At 70.4% G+C, this 15,342-nt stretch carries 15 protein-coding genes; 9 read left to right on the forward strand and 6 right to left on the reverse strand.

Annotated features, from left to right (window positions below; translation table 11 throughout):
- Positions 1-102: 102 nt before the first annotated feature.
- Both ABKA17_RS45260 and ABKA17_RS45265 read right to left on the reverse strand, forming a co-directional pair.
- On the reverse strand, positions 103-1,278 hold the full coding sequence (locus tag ABKA17_RS45260; protein ID WP_353698299.1) for a serine hydrolase domain-containing protein: 1,176 nt from the start codon (positions 1,276-1,278) through the stop codon (positions 103-105).
- Positions 1,230-2,531 (reverse strand): multidrug effflux MFS transporter, encoded by a 1,302-nt coding sequence (locus ABKA17_RS45265; RefSeq protein WP_353698300.1) that lies wholly within the window; start codon positions 2,529-2,531, stop codon positions 1,230-1,232. Before ABKA17_RS45265 ends, ABKA17_RS45260 begins: the two co-directional genes overlap by 49 nt.
- Positions 2,532-2,617: 86 nt before the next feature.
- Here ABKA17_RS45265 and ABKA17_RS45270 point away from each other — a divergent pair, with 86 nt between their 5' ends.
- A complete protein-coding gene (locus ABKA17_RS45270; RefSeq protein WP_353698301.1) occupies positions 2,618-3,634 on the forward strand; it encodes a Gfo/Idh/MocA family protein in 1,017 nt (338 codons plus the stop codon).
- Here ABKA17_RS45270 and ABKA17_RS45275 read toward each other — a convergent pair.
- Positions 3,621-5,264: an alkaline phosphatase D family protein gene (locus tag ABKA17_RS45275; RefSeq protein WP_353698302.1), complete on the reverse strand. Its 1,644-nt coding sequence runs from the start codon at positions 5,262-5,264 to the stop codon at positions 3,621-3,623. The two genes, ABKA17_RS45270 and ABKA17_RS45275, sit on opposite strands and share 14 nt — an antisense overlap.
- A 133-nt stretch (positions 5,265-5,397) precedes the next feature.
- On the opposite strand from ABKA17_RS45275, the gene ABKA17_RS45280 reads away from it, so the two are divergent.
- The 3 genes from ABKA17_RS45280 to ABKA17_RS45290 all read left to right on the forward strand — a co-directional run bounded on the left by ABKA17_RS45280 (position 5,398) and on the right by ABKA17_RS45290 (position 8,762).
- Positions 5,398-6,192 (forward strand): SDR family oxidoreductase, encoded by a 795-nt coding sequence (locus ABKA17_RS45280; RefSeq protein WP_353698303.1) that lies wholly within the window; start codon positions 5,398-5,400, stop codon positions 6,190-6,192.
- Positions 6,193-6,553: 361 nt separating this feature from the next.
- Positions 6,554-8,032 (forward strand): ABC transporter permease, encoded by a 1,479-nt coding sequence (locus ABKA17_RS45285; RefSeq protein ID WP_353698304.1) that lies wholly within the window; start codon positions 6,554-6,556, stop codon positions 8,030-8,032.
- Positions 8,033-8,066: 34 nt separating this feature from the next.
- The gene (locus ABKA17_RS45290; protein ID WP_353698305.1) at positions 8,067-8,762 is read left to right on the forward strand and encodes an ABC transporter ATP-binding protein; all 696 of its coding nucleotides are present in this window, start codon (positions 8,067-8,069) and stop codon (positions 8,760-8,762) included.
- A 60-nt stretch (positions 8,763-8,822) separates the two neighbouring features.
- Here the strand turns inward: ABKA17_RS45290 and ABKA17_RS45295 are convergent, their stop codons facing one another.
- Positions 8,823-9,839: an aldo/keto reductase gene (locus tag ABKA17_RS45295; protein WP_353698306.1), complete on the reverse strand. Its 1,017-nt coding sequence runs from the start codon at positions 9,837-9,839 to the stop codon at positions 8,823-8,825.
- A 198-nt stretch (positions 9,840-10,037) separates the two neighbouring features.
- Positions 10,038-10,361: a nuclear transport factor 2 family protein gene (locus ABKA17_RS45300; RefSeq protein WP_353698307.1), complete on the reverse strand. Its 324-nt coding sequence runs from the start codon at positions 10,359-10,361 to the stop codon at positions 10,038-10,040.
- Positions 10,362-10,491: 130 nt separating this feature from the next.
- Here ABKA17_RS45300 and ABKA17_RS45305 point away from each other — a divergent pair, with 130 nt between their 5' ends.
- From ABKA17_RS45305 to ABKA17_RS45320, 4 genes are all read left to right on the forward strand, one after another.
- The gene (locus tag ABKA17_RS45305) at positions 10,492-11,094 is read left to right on the forward strand and encodes a DoxX family protein (protein WP_353698308.1); all 603 of its coding nucleotides are present in this window, start codon (positions 10,492-10,494) and stop codon (positions 11,092-11,094) included.
- Positions 11,095-11,190: 96 nt separating this feature from the next.
- A complete protein-coding gene (locus ABKA17_RS45310) occupies positions 11,191-11,607 on the forward strand; it encodes a DUF6153 family protein (protein ID WP_353698309.1) in 417 nt (138 codons plus the stop codon).
- 85 nt (positions 11,608-11,692) lie between these two features.
- Positions 11,693-12,301 carry a DUF305 domain-containing protein gene (locus tag ABKA17_RS45315; protein WP_353698310.1) on the forward strand — a complete coding sequence of 203 codons (609 nt, stop codon included), beginning with the start codon at positions 11,693-11,695 and terminating at the stop codon, positions 12,299-12,301.
- A gap of 81 nt (positions 12,302-12,382) precedes the next feature.
- Positions 12,383-12,718, forward strand: coding sequence for a MazG-like family protein (locus ABKA17_RS45320; RefSeq protein WP_353698311.1), 336 nt, complete (start codon positions 12,383-12,385; stop codon positions 12,716-12,718).
- Between the two features lie 19 nt (positions 12,719-12,737).
- Here the strand turns inward: ABKA17_RS45320 and ABKA17_RS45325 are convergent, their stop codons facing one another.
- Entirely contained in the window at positions 12,738-13,391 is a 654-nt protein-coding gene (locus ABKA17_RS45325; RefSeq protein ID WP_353698312.1) for a TetR/AcrR family transcriptional regulator, read from the reverse strand.
- Between the two features lie 104 nt (positions 13,392-13,495).
- Here ABKA17_RS45325 and ABKA17_RS45330 point away from each other — a divergent pair, with 104 nt between their 5' ends.
- Complete coding sequence (locus ABKA17_RS45330; RefSeq protein ID WP_353698313.1) at positions 13,496-14,110, forward strand: TetR/AcrR family transcriptional regulator; 615 nt, start codon at positions 13,496-13,498, stop codon at positions 14,108-14,110.
- The last annotated feature ends 1,232 nt before the right edge of the window (positions 14,111-15,342 follow it).

Consider the following 15,342-nt stretch of genomic DNA (forward strand, 5'->3'; position numbering starts at 1 on the left):
TAGGCGTTTCGGCGCCCTCTCCGCGGCGACTCCATGGGCGCCGACCCGGGGCGACCCTCGGCTTTTCCGCGCCCACGTCGCCCCTCCCCCGGAGGAAAGACCTCACGCTCCCCGGACCGCCCGCGCCACCCTCGTCGCCGCCCGCGCCCTCGGTCCGCTGTCCGCCCCCCGCCGCCGCGGATGCACCGTGTTCGCCAGCAGGACCAGGAACGTGTCCGTCGCCCGGTCCAGCACCAGGGACGTCCCGGTGAAGCCGGTGTGGCCCGCGGCGCCCCGGCCCGCCAGTTCGCCCATGAACCAGGGCTGGTCGAGGGCGAAGCCGAGGCCGGGCGGGGTGAGGAGGAGGTCGACGAAGTCGGGGCCGAGGATGCGGGCGGGCCCGTACGCACCGCCCGCCAGCAGGGCCCGGCAGAAGACGGCGAGGTCCCGGCCCGTGGCGAAGAGCCCGGCGTGGCCCGCGACCCCGCCCAGCGCCCAGGCGTTCTCGTCGTGGACCACGCCCCGCAGCATCCCCCGGTCCGCCTTGGCCCAGGGCCGCCGCTGGCACTCCGTCGCCGCCGCCCCGGGGCACGGTCCGAACCCGGTCGCGGTCATCCCCAGCGGCCGCGTGATGCCGTCGTGGACGAGCACGTCGAGACCCCGGCCGGTGATCCGCTCGAGGACGTGCTGGAGGAGGAGCAGGTTGAGGTCGGAGTAGGTGTACGTGCCGGGGACGCCTATCGGGGGCTCCGCCCGCAGCATGTCCAGCCGTTCCGTGTCGTCCGCGCAGTCGTACAGCGGGAGTTCCGGCCGTAGCCCGGAGGTGTGGGTCAGCAGTTCCCGTACCGTCACCCCGTGCTCGGCCGCGGCCCGGAAGTCCGGCAGATACGCGCCCACCCGGGCGTCGATGCCGAGCGTGCCACGTTCGATCTGCTGGATCGCGGCGACCGCGGTGAACAGCTTGGTGAGGGAGGCGAGGTCGAAGGGCGTGTCCACGGTCATCGGGACGCGTGCCTTGCGCGGCAGCTCCACTCCGGCGTCGGCCTCGGGGTCGTAGGACGCGTAGCGGACCGCCCAGCCCGCCGCCTCCTCGACGGCGATCACCGGGCCGCGTCCGGCGACCACGACGGTGCCGGCCGCCCAGGGGCGGTCGCCGGTGGTGAGGTCGTGGACCTCCTGGACGAGGTGTTCGAGCTCCCCGGGGTCGAGTCCGGCCCGTTCCGGTGTGTCGCTGCGCAGTCTCGGCGCGCTCAGCTCTCCGCTCCCTCCGCGATCGCACGTCTGTTCCAAGGACGGCACATTCCCATGAAACAGGCAAGCGCTACCAGTGCCGACACGACCTGGACCACGGCCATCGGTACGGCGGTGTCCTCCCCGGCGATCCCGACCAGCGGGGAGGCGATCGCCCCGATGAGGAAGGAGGACGTGCCGAGGAGGGCGGACGCGGAGCCCGCGGAGTGCTTGGTGCGCAGCAGGGCGAGGGACTGGGCGTTGGGGAGGGTGACACCCATCGCCGACATCAGGACGAAGAGGGCGGCGGCCACCGCGACCAGGCCGGGCTCGCCGAACACGCCGAGCGACATCAGCAGCAGCGCGGTCGCGGCGGCGATGACGACCGCGAGCCCCGCGCCGAACACCTTCTCCAGGCTGATTCGGCCCACCAGGACCTTGCCGTTGATCTGGCCGACGACGACGAGGCCGAACGAGTTCAGCCCGAAGAGCAGGCTGAAGGTCTGCGGCGAGGCCCCGTAGATCTCCTGGATCACGAACGGCGAGGCCGAGATGTAGGCGAACAGCGCGGCGAAGGCGAAGCCGCCCGCCAGCATGAAGCCGGTGAAGGGCAGGTCGACGAGGAGCGCGCCCATGGAGCGCAGGGCCGCGCCGACCCCGCCGCCCTGGCGCAGCTCCGCCGGCAGGGTCTCGGGCAGCTTCGCCCAGACCAGCACGGCGAGCAGCGCGCCGACGACCGTCAGCACCACGAACACGCCCCGCCAGTCCGTCACCCGCAGGATCTGTCCGCCGATGACCGGCGCGACGATCGGGGCGACCCCGCCGATCAGCATGAGGGTGGAGAAGAAGCGGGCCATGGCCACGCCGTCGTAGAGATCGCGTACGACGGCCCGGGCGATCACTATCCCGGCCGCGCCCGCGAGTCCCTGGAGCAGCCGGAAGGCGACCAGGGTCTCGACGGTGGGCGCCAGGGCGCACAGGGCGGTGGCGACGACGTAGACCGCGAGGCCGACGAGCAGCGGCCGGCGGCGGCCCCAGCGGTCGCTCATCGGGCCGACCACCAGCTGGCCGAGGGCCATGCCGAGAAGGCAGGCGGTGAGGGTGAGCTGCACGGTCGCCGCGGGCGCGTGCAGGGACGTGGTGACCTCCGGGAGCGAGGGGAGGTACATGTCCATCGCCAACGGGGGCGTGGCGGTCAGCCCACCGAGGGTGAGCGTGACGAGCCAGCCCGTGCGGCGCACGGCACGAGTGGGCGGCTGCGCTTGTACCGGTGCCGCAGCCGCCTGTTCCAGGTCCGATGTCGATGCCCCGCTGTCGGGCATGTGCCCCTCCCTCCCAGTCCGATCCGCCACCTATGCTCTCAGCTCGTACACAGTGGCGAGTGCACGCGAGTGAGGGTGGACGCGGGATGACGGAGCAGAGGGTGCGCTGGGGGATCCTGGCGACCGGTGGGATAGCGGCGGCGTTCACCGCGGATCTGGTCGATCTGCCGGACGCGGAGGTCGTGGCGGTGGCGTCGCGGACCGAGGAGTCGGCGAAGGCGTTCGCGGAGCGGTTCGGGATCGAGCGGGCGTACGGAGACTGGGGCGCGCTGGCGGAGGACGCGGACATCGATGTCGTCTACGTCGCCACCCCGCACTCGGCGCACCGGGTGGCCGCCGGTCTGTGTCTGGAGGCCGGGCGGAACGTGCTCTGTGAGAAGGCGTTCACGCTGAACGCCCGCGAGGCGGAGGAACTGGTCGCCCTCGCGCGGGAGCGCGGAAGCTTCCTGATGGAGGCCATGTGGATGTACTGCAATCCCCTGATACGCCGGCTCAAGGCGCTGGTGGACGACGGCGCGATCGGCGAGGTCCGCAGCGTCCAGGCCGACTTCGGGCTCGCGGGCCCCTTCCCGCCGAGCCACCGGCTGCGCGACCCGGCACAGGGCGGCGGCGCCCTGCTGGACCTCGGCGTGTACCCGGTGTCGTTCACGCAGCTGCTGCTCGGTGAGCCGTCGGACATCGCGGCCCGCGCCACCCTCTCCGAGGAGGGCGTCGACCTCCAGACCGGCGCCCTGCTCTCCTGGGACAGCGGCGCCCTCGCCTCGGTGCACTGCTCGATCATCGGCGGTACGGCGACCTCGGCGTCGGTCACCGGTTCGCTGGGCCGGATCGACATCCCCTACGGCTTCTTCTTCCCGGACCGGTTCGTGCTGCACCGGGACGGCCGGGACCCGGAGGAGTTCAAGGCCGAGGCCGGCCCGCGCAACAGCCTCAAGCACGAGGCGGTCGAGGTCATGCGGGCGCTGCGGGCCGGCGAGACCGAGTCACCGCTCGTCCCGCTGGACGGCACGCTCGCGGTGATGCGGACGATGGACACGATCCGGGAGCGGGTCGGGGTCCGCTATCCGCAGGAGGTCGCCGGGGAGGCCGTCACGCCGGCGTGAGCCCCGGGTTCCCCACCTCCGTGACGAAGGAGGCGGCCGTGGTGATCGGCGCCCCGGGCGTGGTGACGTACGGCAGGGTCTTGAAGTCGGCGCGCGCCCGGGTCCAGTCGAGGGTGACGGTCGTGTAGCCGCGCCGGCCGTCGTAGAACCTCAGGTGCGGGTTGGCGGCCGTGTACGTGGCCCAGTTCGCGGGTCTCTCGGCGCCGTCCCGGCCGCTGGTGACCGAGGTGGTGACGATCTCGGTGCCGAGGGTGCGGGAGGCCGGGTCGTCGAAGTCGTCCTTGATGTCGAAGGCGTACCCGACGTGCACATCGCCGGTGAGGACCATCAGGTTCTCGATCCCGGCCGCCGTGGCGCCGTCCAGGATGCGGCGGCGGGAGGCCGGGTAGCCGTCCCAGGCGTCCATGGAGAGCTGGGCGACGGGGTTGAGGTCGAGGCGGCGCCGGGAGAAGCAGACCTGCTGGGGGACGACGTTCCACAGCGCCTGTGACGTGCTCCAGCCGTCGAGCAGCCAGCGCTCCTGGGCCGCGCCGGTCATGGTCCGGGCCGGGTCCTCGGACTCGGGGCCCGGGATGTGCTTCGCACCGCCGTAGGCCTGGTCGGAGCGGTACTGGCGGGTGTCGAGGACGTCGAACTGGGCCAGCAGGCCCCACTGGAGCCGTCGGTAGAGCTGCATGTCGGGGCCGACGGGCAGCTGGGGCGGGCGCAGCGGCTGGTTCTCCCAGTAGGCGCGGTAGGCGGCGGCGCGACGCAGCAGGAACTCCTCCGGCGGGACGGCGTTCTCGGGGACGGAGGCGGCGTAGTTGTTCTCGGTCTCGTGGTCGTCGAAGGTGACCACGAAGGGGTGCATGGCGTGCGCGGCCCGCAGGTCGGGGTCGGTCTTGTAGAGGGCGTAACGCAGCCGGTAGTCCTCCAGCGTGCCGGTCTCGCGGTCGAACAGGGCCGGAAGCACCCGGTCGGTGTACTTGCGGGCGCCGCCGGCCGCGTCGACGGCGTACTCGTAGAGGTAGTCGCCGAGATGGAGGACCAGGTCGACGTCGTCCGCGGCGAGGTGGCGGTGGGCCGTGAAGTAGCCGTCGTGGTAGGCCTGGCAGGAGACGGCGGCCAGGGTCATCGAGGAGACCGCGCTGTCGGCGGCGGGCGCGGTGCGGGTGCGGCCGGTCTCGCTGAGCCAGGTGCCCGCACGGAAGCGGTAGTAGTGGACGCGACCGGGGGCGAGGCCCTCGGCCTCGACATGCACGGTGTGATGGAACTCCGGGTGCGCGATGGCCGTGCCCTTGGCGACGACCGTCGCGAACGCCTCGTCCTCGGCCACCTCCCAGTCGACGTCGACGCGTTCGGCGGGCAGTCCGCCGTCGGGCTGGTAGGGGGCGGGCGCGAGCCGGGTCCACAGGACGACCGAGCCGGGCAGCGGGTCCCCCGAGGCGACGCCGAGCGTGAACGGGAAGTCGTCGATGCGCGCCGCGTCGAGTTCGGCGGCGGCCGCCGTGCCGGTCGCGGGCAGGTCCACGGCGAACGCGAGTGCGGCGGCCGCGGCGGTCAGGCCCAGGAAGCGGCGGCGGCCGATATGGCGGGCGGCGGCGCGCAGTTCACGGCTGTGCCGCCGCGACAGGACTGGTGTGATGGTCATTTCATCCCTCCCGTCACAGTTGAGGGAGGTGAGGGGCGTGGGCCCGGCGTCGACACACGTTCACGGGGTGGGCAGCACCCGGATGGCGGACAGGCGCTTCCGTATCGCGGAGGCTCACCTACGCTGCGCGCTCATGGACACGAACATGGACACCAACAGGGGCACCAACAGGGGCACCGAAAACGCGAGGACCGCCGTGGTGACCGGAGCGGGCTCCGGGATCGGCCGCGCGGTCGCCGTGGAACTGCTGCGCACGGGCTGGTCGGTGGCGCTGGCGGGGCGGCGGACCGAGACGCTGGAGGAGACGGCGGCACTCGTGCCCGAGGGCGCCTGTCTCGCCGTACGGACCGACGTCTCACGCCCCGACGACGTGGCCGCGCTGTTCGCCGCCACCGTGGAGCGGTTCGGGCGGGTGGACCTGCTGTTCAACAACGCGGGGACGTTCGGACCCGGCGGGGTGCCCGTCGAGGAGCTGGCGTACGAGGCGTGGCGGCATGTGGTGGACACCAACCTCAACGGGGCGTTCCTGTGCGCGCAGGCGGCGTACCGGCAGATGAAGCAGCAGGATCCGCAGGGCGGCCGGATCATCAACAACGGCTCGATCTCCGCGCACACGCCCCGCCCGCACTCCGTCGCCTACACGGCGACCAAGCACGCCCTGACCGGCCTGACCAAGGCGCTGTCCCTGGACGGACGGCCGTACGGCATCGCGGTGGGGCAGATCGACATCGGGAACGCGGCGACCGACATGACCGCGCGGATGCAGACCGGCGCTTTGCAGGCGAACGGCGAGGTCGCGCCCGAGCCCGTGATGGACGTCGCCGACGTGGCACGCACGGTGCGGCACATGGCCGAGCTGCCGCTGGAGGCGAACGTGCAGTTCGCGACGGTGCTGGCGACGGCGATGCCGTACGTGGGACGCGGTTGAGGGCTCAATCTGCACAACCGGAATATGAACATCCGCTCCATCTGGGCCGGTCGCAGACTTATGCTCTACATCTCCTCCATCAGAGCTTCACACTTGGAGCAGTGAGCTTCCGCAAACCAACCCGAGGGGGGAGGCGGCAGTCGTTCCACCACACCGGATGGGGGTGGGCCTCGCGTGGGACCGCGGGGTACACGCCGGTGGGGTGGAACGGCTGCCGCACAGTCCGGGGCCGCGGGGCACATTCTCAGCTCGCGCACATCGCCTCTCAGGTCCCGCACATCGCTTACTCACGGCCACCCAACCTTTCGTCCCTAGCTTGAGGCCGCGCCCACAGCGGGCGCCATGAACCTCGAGGAACGGGATGTTTGGCATCTATCTCAAGCGCGAGCTGGGCCGGCGCAAGAAGGCGGCCCTGGTCATCGCACTGGGTCTGGCGCTCGGTATCGCGCTGGTCATCACCGTCAACTCGGTGTCGGCCGGCATGACTCAGGCTCAGGACAAGGTCCTGAAGTCGCTGTACGGCCTCGGCACCGACATGACGGTCACCAAGGCCAGATCGGCGCCCACCGACAACAGTTCCGGCAGGCCGAACTTCGAGTTCGACGCCAAGTCGAACGACAGTGACGACACGCAGAGTTCCGACCGTGTGATGACGCAGGGCGGCCAGGCCCTCAAGGCCGCGCTCGTCGCCAAGGTCGCGAAGCAGGACGGCGTGGCGAACGCGGTCGGCGCGATCACCCTGAACGTCACCAAGGTCGACGGTTCCTTCACCCAGGGCAAGGCCCAGTCCACGACCGGCAGCGGCCAGTCCCAGGGCCAGGGCGGCCCCGGTGGCAACGGCGGCGGCAACAGCACGGCGGCCCCCCAGGTGCAGGGCGGCGGCGCCTCGTTCGACGTGAACTCCTACTCGGTCGCCGGCGTCGACGTCACCGACCGGACCCTCGGCCCGCTGGCCGGCATGGAGATCACCTCCGGCAAGACCTTCACGGCCGCGCAGACCAACGCCAAGGTCGTGGTGCTCAGCAAGTCGTACGCCAAGGAGAACTCGTACAAGGTCGGCAAGACCCTGAAGATCTCCGGCACCAAGTACACGGTCATCGGTATCGCGACGGCCTCCAGCAGCGAGTCCACCACCGACGTCTACCTGCCCCTCAAGCAAGCCCAGACCCTGGCCGACGCCAAGAATCAGGTCACCACGATCTACGTCAAGGCGACCGACTCGAAGCAGATCGACTCGGTCAAGTCGACGATCCAGAAGAACATCTCCGGTACGACGGTGACGACCTCGGCGGACCTCGCGGAGACCGTCTCCGGCTCCCTCTCCACCGCCTCGAACCTCGCCACCAGCGTCGGCAAGTGGCTGTCCATCGCGGTGCTCGCCGCCGCCTTCCTGGTGGCCGCGCTGCTGACCTCCTCGGCGGTCTCCCGCCGGGTGCGTGAGTTCGGCACGCTGAAGGCGCTGGGCTGGCCGAGCCGCCGGGTGACCCGGCAGGTCGTCGGCGAGTCCGTCGTGAACGGCCTGCTCGGCGGTGCCCTCGGCATCGGCCTGGGCCTCGCGGCCGCGTACACGGTGACCGCGATCAGCCCGAAGCTGACCGCTCAGCTCGGCAGCACCGGCGGCGGTGGCGGTGGCATGGGCGGCGGTCCCGGCGGTGGCGGTGGCCCCGGCGGGCAGTCGACCCAGAACACGATGGAGATCGCCCTCTCCGCACCCGTGTCGCTGACGACCATCGCCCTCGCGGTCGGCCTGGCGGTCACCGGCGGTCTGATCGCCGGCGCGATGGGCGGCTGGCGCGCCTCCCGGATGCGCCCGGCGGACGCGCTGCGCAGCGTGTCCTGACCCCCTTCTTCTCCCACGTACTCACGGAGCACCCATGTACAGACTGACCGGCGTCACCAAGCGCTACACGCGAGGCAAGGAGACGGTGGAGGCGCTGCGCGGCGTCGACCTCACCATCGAGGACGGCGACCAGCTCGTCATCCAGGGCCCCACGGGCGGCGGCAAGTCCACCCTCCTCCAGATGATCGGCGGCCTGGACCGCCCGACCGAGGGAAGCGTCGAACTGGACGGCGTCGACCTCGCGAGGATCAGCGAGGCGAAGCTGACGCGGCTGCGGGCCGAGAAGATCGGCATCATCTTCCAGTCCTTCAACCTCATCCCGACGCTCACCGCACAGGAGAACGTCGAGACGGCCCTCGTCCCGCTCGGCGTGAAGCCGGCCGAGCGGCGCGAGCGGGCGGCGGAGGCCCTGCGCTCGGTGGGCCTGGGCGAGCGCCTCAGCCACGCCCCCTCAGAGCTCTCCGGCGGCCAGCAGCAGCGCGTCGCCATCGCCCGCGCGCTGGTGAAGAAGCCGAAGGTGCTGCTCGCCGACGAACCCACCGGCAACCTCGACGAGTCGATGCGCGACGAGATCATGGCCCTCCTCGAAGGCCTGTGGCACGAGTACGGGCTGACCTTCGTCATGGTCACCCACGACTCGTCCATCGCGAGGAAGTCACCGCGACTGGCCACCATCAAGGCGGGCCGGATCACACTGACCGAGCAGCGGCAGGAGTACGCGCAGTACTAGAAGTACTGGCGGGTACTGGCGGGTACTGGCGGGTGGGGCGCTGCGGGCGATCGGGGCCGTTCACCGTCCGAGGATTCGGTTGATCTCGCTCAACTGGTCGGCGGTGAGCGGCCCTTTCTCGATCGCGCCCGCGTTCTGCTCCGCCTGGGCGACCGAGCGGAAGCCCGGGATGGGGATCGTGCGGGGGCTGCGGGCCCAGATCCAGGCGAGGGCGCCCTGGGCGAGGGTGCGGCCCTCGCTGGTGAGGATCTCCTTGAGCGCGTCGATGCGGTCGAGCCACTCCGGATCGGCACCGGAGCCGTCACCGAATCCCTGGAGCCAGGTCGGCGGCTTGCTGCGGATGTCGCCGGCGTCCTTCGACCCTTGCCGCTTGCCCGCCAGCAACCCCATCGCCAACGGGCTGCGGTTGATGCTCGCGAGGCCCAACTCCTCGCACAGCGCCAGCATTTCGGGCGCGTCCTGCATCACGTTCAGCGCGTGCTGCACGGCCGCGCAGTGCGGGCCCTCGGCGAAGACGGCGGCGCGGGCGGGGTCGTCGGTGCTCCAGGCGTAGGCGCGCACAAGCCCCTCCCGTACGAACTCCTCACAGATCTCCCGGAGTCGGGCGGCCTGATCGGGATGGGCATCGGACAGATGCAGCTGATAAAGATCGACGTAATCCGTGCCGAGCCGGGTGAGCGAGGCGGTCAGCGCCTCGCGGGCGTGCTCCGGGGAGGCGTCCTGCCCGTTGAGGGTGCGGGTGGACTCGTCGAAGAGGTTGCCCCACTTGGTGGCGACGACCACGTCGGCCCGGCGCTTGCCGAGGGCACGGCCCAGCACCAGCTCGCTGTGCCCGGTGCCGTAGACGTCGGCCGTGTCGAAGAAGGTCACACCGAGGTCGAGGGCGCGCCGGATCGCCCGCACGGACTCGTCGTCGTCGACCTTGCCCCAACCGAGGGGCTGTCCGTCGGGATCGGACCACTCACCACCGATGGCCCAACAGCCGAAGCCGAGCGGGCTGACCTCGATGCCGCTGCGTCCGAGAGTCCGGTTCGACTCCGCGTACGCCTGCGAGTTCTTCTCCGTGTTCGTCTCCATGGGTCGAGACGTTAGGAGTTGGAGCGCACTTCAAGGCAAGGGCTTTCTCGGAGGCTTTCGCGAAGTCTCCGCAAGGGCCCTAAGCAGGTCGGATGAAGTGCTCTACGGTTCGGCAGCGCCCTGAAGGGGCGCGGGGAACTGCGCGACCAGCCACGATGGCGCCGCAGACGGCCGACGACGGCACTTCCCGCGGAGCGCTCAGGCCTGGCCGGTCTCGAAGCGGGTGATCTTCTCTCCGTCCACCTCGAAGTGCCACTTGGTGCGCATCTCGCCCCAGGTGTCGTTGCTGTAGCGGGCGATGAGGTCGTGGCCGCCGCGGGACTCGTTGTCGACCTCCATGTGACCGTGGGAGGAGAAGATCTCCCGGTCGACCCAGTCGTCGAGGTCACGGTCGGAGCCGTCGTCCGACATGGTCGCGCCGGGGGCGAGGAGGGCCATGAAGCCGTCGCGGTCGTGCGCGTTGACGGCGGTGACGAAGGCGCGGACCGCGGGGTCGCTGAGTTTGCCGGTCTGAATCGTCATGCCAGCCACACTCACACCGCTCCCCCGGCCCCGCCACCCGAACGGCCGCGCGAGTGGTTCCGTCAGGTGTCAGGAGTGCGACGGTGGAAACGCGAGGGGGGTGTTTCGTCCAACTCTCCCGGGAGCCACAGTGAAATCGAACGCCTCTTCCCGTGCCTCTTCCAACGCCTCTTCCTACGACCGACGTGATCTGGGCCTGCTGCTGCTCCGACTGGGGACCGGAGGCGTACTGGCCGCACACGGCGCCCAGAAGCTGTTCGGCTGGTTCGGCGGCCACGGCATCGAGGGGACCGGCCAGTTCATGGAGTCCGTCGGCTACTCCCCCGGCAAGGCGAGCGCCACCGCGGCGGGCCTCGCGGAGACGGGCGGCGGCACCCTGCTCGCACTGGGCCTGGCCACACCGGCGGCAGGCGCGGCAGCGGCCGGCGGCATGGCGGGCGCAGCCACCGTCCACGCCCCCAACGGCTTCTTCAACCAGGAGGGCGGCTTCGAGTACGCGGCGACGCTGGGCCTGGCGGCAACGGGCCTGGCGATCACGGGCCCGGGCCGCCTCTCCCTCGACCACGCCCTCGGGCACGTCTTCGACAGGGGCTGGATGGTCCCTACGGCGCTGGCGGCGACGGCCGCGGTGACTGCGGTGGTCGTGGGGGCGCGGATCCGCAGGTTGCAGGAGAAGGAGAGGGAGGAGCAGGCGGGGTTGTTCGACGAGCAGGAGGCGTTGTTCGGGGAGTGACGCGGGGCGAGTGCCCGGGGGCGTGAGGCGGGGGTCTTCTTCGGAGGCTAGGGGGCGCCTACGAGGATCGGGAGCCCGCTCTCCTACGATGGCCCGGTGACCGTCCGCGAGCAGCACCCCGCGCGACCGCCCCTGCGGCGGTGGCAGGCGCTGCTCGTGCTGGCACTGCTGGCGGGACTGCTGGGCATGCACGCCCTGGCGCCGGGTGCGGCCGTAGCGGACGACCACCCGCACCCCGCCCCCATGGCCGCCGTCTCCATGGCCACCGTCTCCGTGTCGGCCACCCACGGCGACTGCGACGGCGCGGGCCACTGCGGCACAGGCCACGTCTCACACGCCGACACAACCTGCGCGGCGGCCGCGGTGAGCGGCGGACCGGCGTTGCCCGCACTCGTACCCGACCCGGTCGCCGACGTCGTACGAGACGACTCCCCGTGCCCATACGCCGGCTCGGCCCCTGACGACGCCCGGGCACCCCCGTCCCTGGCGGAACTCCAACTCCTGCGGATCTAGAAACCGCCCGGCGCACCGCGTCCGTACTCGACGCGGGGTGCGCATCGGCATGTCCGGATCCCTTTCATCCAGCAGGAGTTCAAGCATGAGCACCACTCGTAAGCGCCGCGCTGCCCTCATGACGGCGACCGTCACGGCCGCACTCGTCCTCACGGCATGCGGTGGCGGCGACGACAGCGGTCACGGCGGTGGCCACTCGTCCCCGTCGGCGACCACCACTACCGCCACTGCCGGTACCCACAACGCCCAGGACGTCTCCTTCGCGCAGGGGATGATCCCGCACCACCGTCAGGCACTGGAGATGGCGGAACTCGCCACCGACCGGGCCTCGTCCGCCGAGGTCAAGGACCTGGCCGCGCGCATCGAGAAGGCGCAGGACCCGGAGATCGAGACGATGACCGGTTGGCTGAAGTCCTGGGGCGAGGCAGCGCCCGGCATGGACCACGGCTCGCACTCAGGGATGCCCGGAATGATGGACACGGCCGACATGACGGAGTTGGAGAAGGCGTCCGGTGAGGCCTTCGACGCCCGGTTCCTGGCGCTGATGGTCGAGCACCACGAGGGCGCGGTGGAGATGGCCGAGACGGAGAAGGCGAAGGGGGCGTACGCCCCCGCGACCGCCATGGCCGAGGACATCATCACCGGGCAGACGGCCGAGATCAAGGAGATGAACAAGCTCCTCGGCAAGGACTGACCGAACGACGGCCGGGGGAGCTCGACAGCCGGGGGAGGTCGGCCTCCCCCGGCTGTCAGTGGCGCGTGCGAGGCTGCGTCCATGAGTGATCGCGACACGACGCCCGAGCTCTGGGAGGGCGTCGAAGCCCTGTGGGCCTGGCTCGAATCCAACCGTCCCGTGAGCGGCCAAGAGGCCCTGCTCCTAAGGATGTTGAAGCTCTCGGAGGAGGTGGGAGAGGTGGCCCAGGCGGTGATCGGCGTGACCGGTCAGAACCCGCGCAAGGGCACGACCCACACCTGGGAGGACGTCCAGGCCGAACTCTGCGACGTGGTGATCACGGCACTGATGGCACTGCGGACGCTGACGCCGGACACGCGGGAGGTGTTCGACCGGCATCTGGCCAGGGTCATGGAACGGTCGCTGGGAAAGTCGTAGAAGGCAGGGGCACAAACGGTCAGCCCCCGGCGCCGACTTCGTCCCGCACTCCATGCAGGAACATGGCGAGGAACTGCTCCCGAACGCCGTACGCGCTGACCCCACGCAGCCGGGCGATGTGCGAGCTGAACCCCGCGATGGACCCGGTGAAGTTCTCGGCGGCCACGGACCGGTCGAGGTCGGCACGCAGTTCGCCCCGCAGCTGCGCGTCACGCAGGACGTCCTCGACGACAGCAAGGGGCTTGTCGATGCAGTCACGCTGGAACTTCGCGTACAGGTCGGGGTAGTCGGGCAGTTCGAAGGAGCAGCGGGCAGCGATGAGCCACCGCGGGCTGTCGAGGGCGGCGGCGATGTCGTCGTACAGGGCGTCGAGGTCACCGACGAGGCTTCCGGTGCGGGGCGGAACGAGGTCCAGGGCCAGCGAGTTGAGCCCCGCCAGAATCAGCTCGTCACGCTCCGCCCAACGGCTGTAGAGGGTCCGCTTGGCGACCTTGGCGCGCGAGGCGACGTTGTTGATCCGAAACCCGGCGACGCCGTGCTCGGAGAGCTCGTCGACGACGGCGCGGAGGATGCGATCGTCGGCGCCGGCGTCGCGGGGACGGCCGGGCTTGGCCGGAGCCGCCACCACCGTCGTCGTCGACGTGGCCGTCATGCCGGTGCTGGATTCCTCCACGACACACCCCATCCCCAATTTCGCTACCAAAGCGGTTTCATATCTACGCCATCCTAGGTTATGGTTTAAGTGTACGAAACCGTTCCGTTCGATAGGGGTGCCGAATGACAGCCACGGAGCTCACGGAGCAGACCGTCGCCCCGCGGACCCGCCGCGGCCGCCTCACCCCCGAACGCGAGACAGAGCTGTACACGGCCGTACTGGACCTCCTCCGCGAGGTCGGCTACGAGGCCCTGACCATGGACGCGGTAGCCACGCGCACCCGGTGCAGCAAGGCCACCCTCTACCGCCAGTGGACCGGCAAACCGGAACTGGTCGCCCAGGCCCTGCGCCACACCAAGGGCGACGTCGTCGGCGACATCGACACCGGCTCCCTCCACGGCGACCTCCACGAACTGATCGCCCGCATGGACGACCAGAAACTGGCGAACGAAACGGCCCTGGTCCGAGGCCTGGTCCACGCCGTCCACACCCACCCCGACCTCCTCGAAGCCCTCCAGGACCTGATCGTCGACCCGGACCCGACGGGCTTGGAAGCCCTCCTGTGCCGAGCGGTCGCCCGAGGCGAAGTCCGCCCGAACTGCCCGGCCCTGGAGTACGTCCCGTACATCCTCATCGGCGCCCTGGTGGCCCGGCCTCTGGTGGGCAACCAGCCCCCGGACCGGGCATTCCTCCTGCATTACCTGGACTCGGTGATCCTGCCGTCACTGAGGGCCTGACCTGACCACGGCGAACTACGGCGCGCCTCTCAACGGTCCGACTCGCAAAGCGTGCTGCTCCATTGGGTGCATCAGGTTCCGGCGGTGACGTACGCGGTGAGCTCATCCTTCACGCCCAGCAGGCGATGGCACTCGCGGGCGCTCAGCACAAACTGACGAGCTCTTCGTAGACCGCGATGCCGATCTGGCCCGATGAGTGACTCGGCCAGGCGCAGACGGGCAGTGCGTCTATAGAACGGGCCCCACAGATCTGGTCAGCAAGCGCCAGCCACTGGCGGTCATTGACGCCGCAGCGGGAGCCGGCAACTTAGGCGGCTTCACCGTCGAGCAAGTCGTCGACCAATACGGTCTCGCCGTACCGCCTCGCGGTTCCCTGTTCCGCTTCGGCGCGCAGCGGACAAGTGTCCTTGAGTGACCCGCCAGCGCTCGGCACGGGGCGCGGCGTGCAATTGCTGGTACGCAAGCAGGGAGCGGCCGGCGGGCACGGAAGTGTTCGCGGCGCTGGGCGACGGCGTCCGCTTGCCGGGCAGCCTCCGCACATCGTTCGCAGAGATGGTCGACGAGAATGATGTCCCCAGCAGCAAGAACTAGCGACTCCTGAACGCGCGTTCCACCCAGCGCAAAGCCTCATCGCGCCGCCCCACGGCGTCCACCTCGCGGGCGCCAGGTTGCGTGTGTCCCACCGCTTCCGGCTCGGCCGGCGGCCAGGCACGCGTTCATTGCGGAAGCTGGCGATCGAGGCACGGCGGAAGAAACGCACCGGGTGGCCAAGAAGTCCCTGATGCAGCGGCTGGCCAAGGCCGAAGGAGGCTTCGACCTGGTGATCGCCGTAGACGTAGCCGACCTAGCGCCCAACGGGTCAAGGCGCTGGGCGTTCTTGGGCTCCCTGCAGCGCACCATCGACTGCACGATGTGGCGGGCGGGATATGCCTCGTCACTTCCAATCCCGCCAGTCTCGGCATGCCCTACGCCCAGGCCAGAAGCAAGTTCCGTGACAGACAGATCTCGCTGAGCAGCAGTCGAGCAAAGAACAGTTGCTCAACGTGACGAAAGGGGCGCCTTCGGCGGAGCAGAGAGTGCTCAACGGAATCGCCACGGTGTCCGAGAACGGGGCCTCCCCCTGAGTGGTGGACACGCTGATACTGGATCTGCTTGATCCGGAGGAAGCGAGAAGACCGCCGATGGCGATGAAGGACTACTCGGACGAGTTCAAGGCCGATGCCGTGGCCCTG

Source organism: Streptomyces sp. RG80 (assembly GCF_040446465.1).
Lineage (GTDB): Bacteria > Actinomycetota > Actinomycetes > Streptomycetales > Streptomycetaceae > Streptomyces.

What these genes read in the sequence shown, in the direction of transcription:
- ABKA17_RS45265 (WP_353698300.1), bottom strand. Translation starts at nt 2,531, where the DNA reads ATGCCCGACAGCGGGGCATCGACATCGGACCTGGAACAGGCGGCTGCG.
- ABKA17_RS45270 (WP_353698301.1), top strand. Translation starts at nt 2,618, where the DNA reads ATGACGGAGCAGAGGGTGCGCTGGGGGATCCTGGCGACCGGTGGGATA.
- ABKA17_RS45275 (WP_353698302.1), bottom strand. Translation starts at nt 5,264, where the DNA reads ATGACCATCACACCAGTCCTGTCGCGGCGGCACAGCCGTGAACTGCGC.
- ABKA17_RS45280 (WP_353698303.1), top strand. Translation starts at nt 5,398, where the DNA reads ATGGACACGAACATGGACACCAACAGGGGCACCAACAGGGGCACCGAA.
- ABKA17_RS45285 (WP_353698304.1), top strand. Translation starts at nt 6,554, where the DNA reads ATGTTTGGCATCTATCTCAAGCGCGAGCTGGGCCGGCGCAAGAAGGCG.
- ABKA17_RS45290 (WP_353698305.1), top strand. Translation starts at nt 8,067, where the DNA reads ATGTACAGACTGACCGGCGTCACCAAGCGCTACACGCGAGGCAAGGAG.
- ABKA17_RS45295 (WP_353698306.1), bottom strand. Translation starts at nt 9,839, where the DNA reads ATGGAGACGAACACGGAGAAGAACTCGCAGGCGTACGCGGAGTCGAAC.
- ABKA17_RS45300 (WP_353698307.1), bottom strand. Translation starts at nt 10,361, where the DNA reads ATGACGATTCAGACCGGCAAACTCAGCGACCCCGCGGTCCGCGCCTTC.
- ABKA17_RS45315 (WP_353698310.1), top strand. Translation starts at nt 11,693, where the DNA reads ATGAGCACCACTCGTAAGCGCCGCGCTGCCCTCATGACGGCGACCGTC.
- ABKA17_RS45320 (WP_353698311.1), top strand. Translation starts at nt 12,383, where the DNA reads ATGAGTGATCGCGACACGACGCCCGAGCTCTGGGAGGGCGTCGAAGCC.
- ABKA17_RS45330 (WP_353698313.1), top strand. Translation starts at nt 13,496, where the DNA reads ATGACAGCCACGGAGCTCACGGAGCAGACCGTCGCCCCGCGGACCCGC.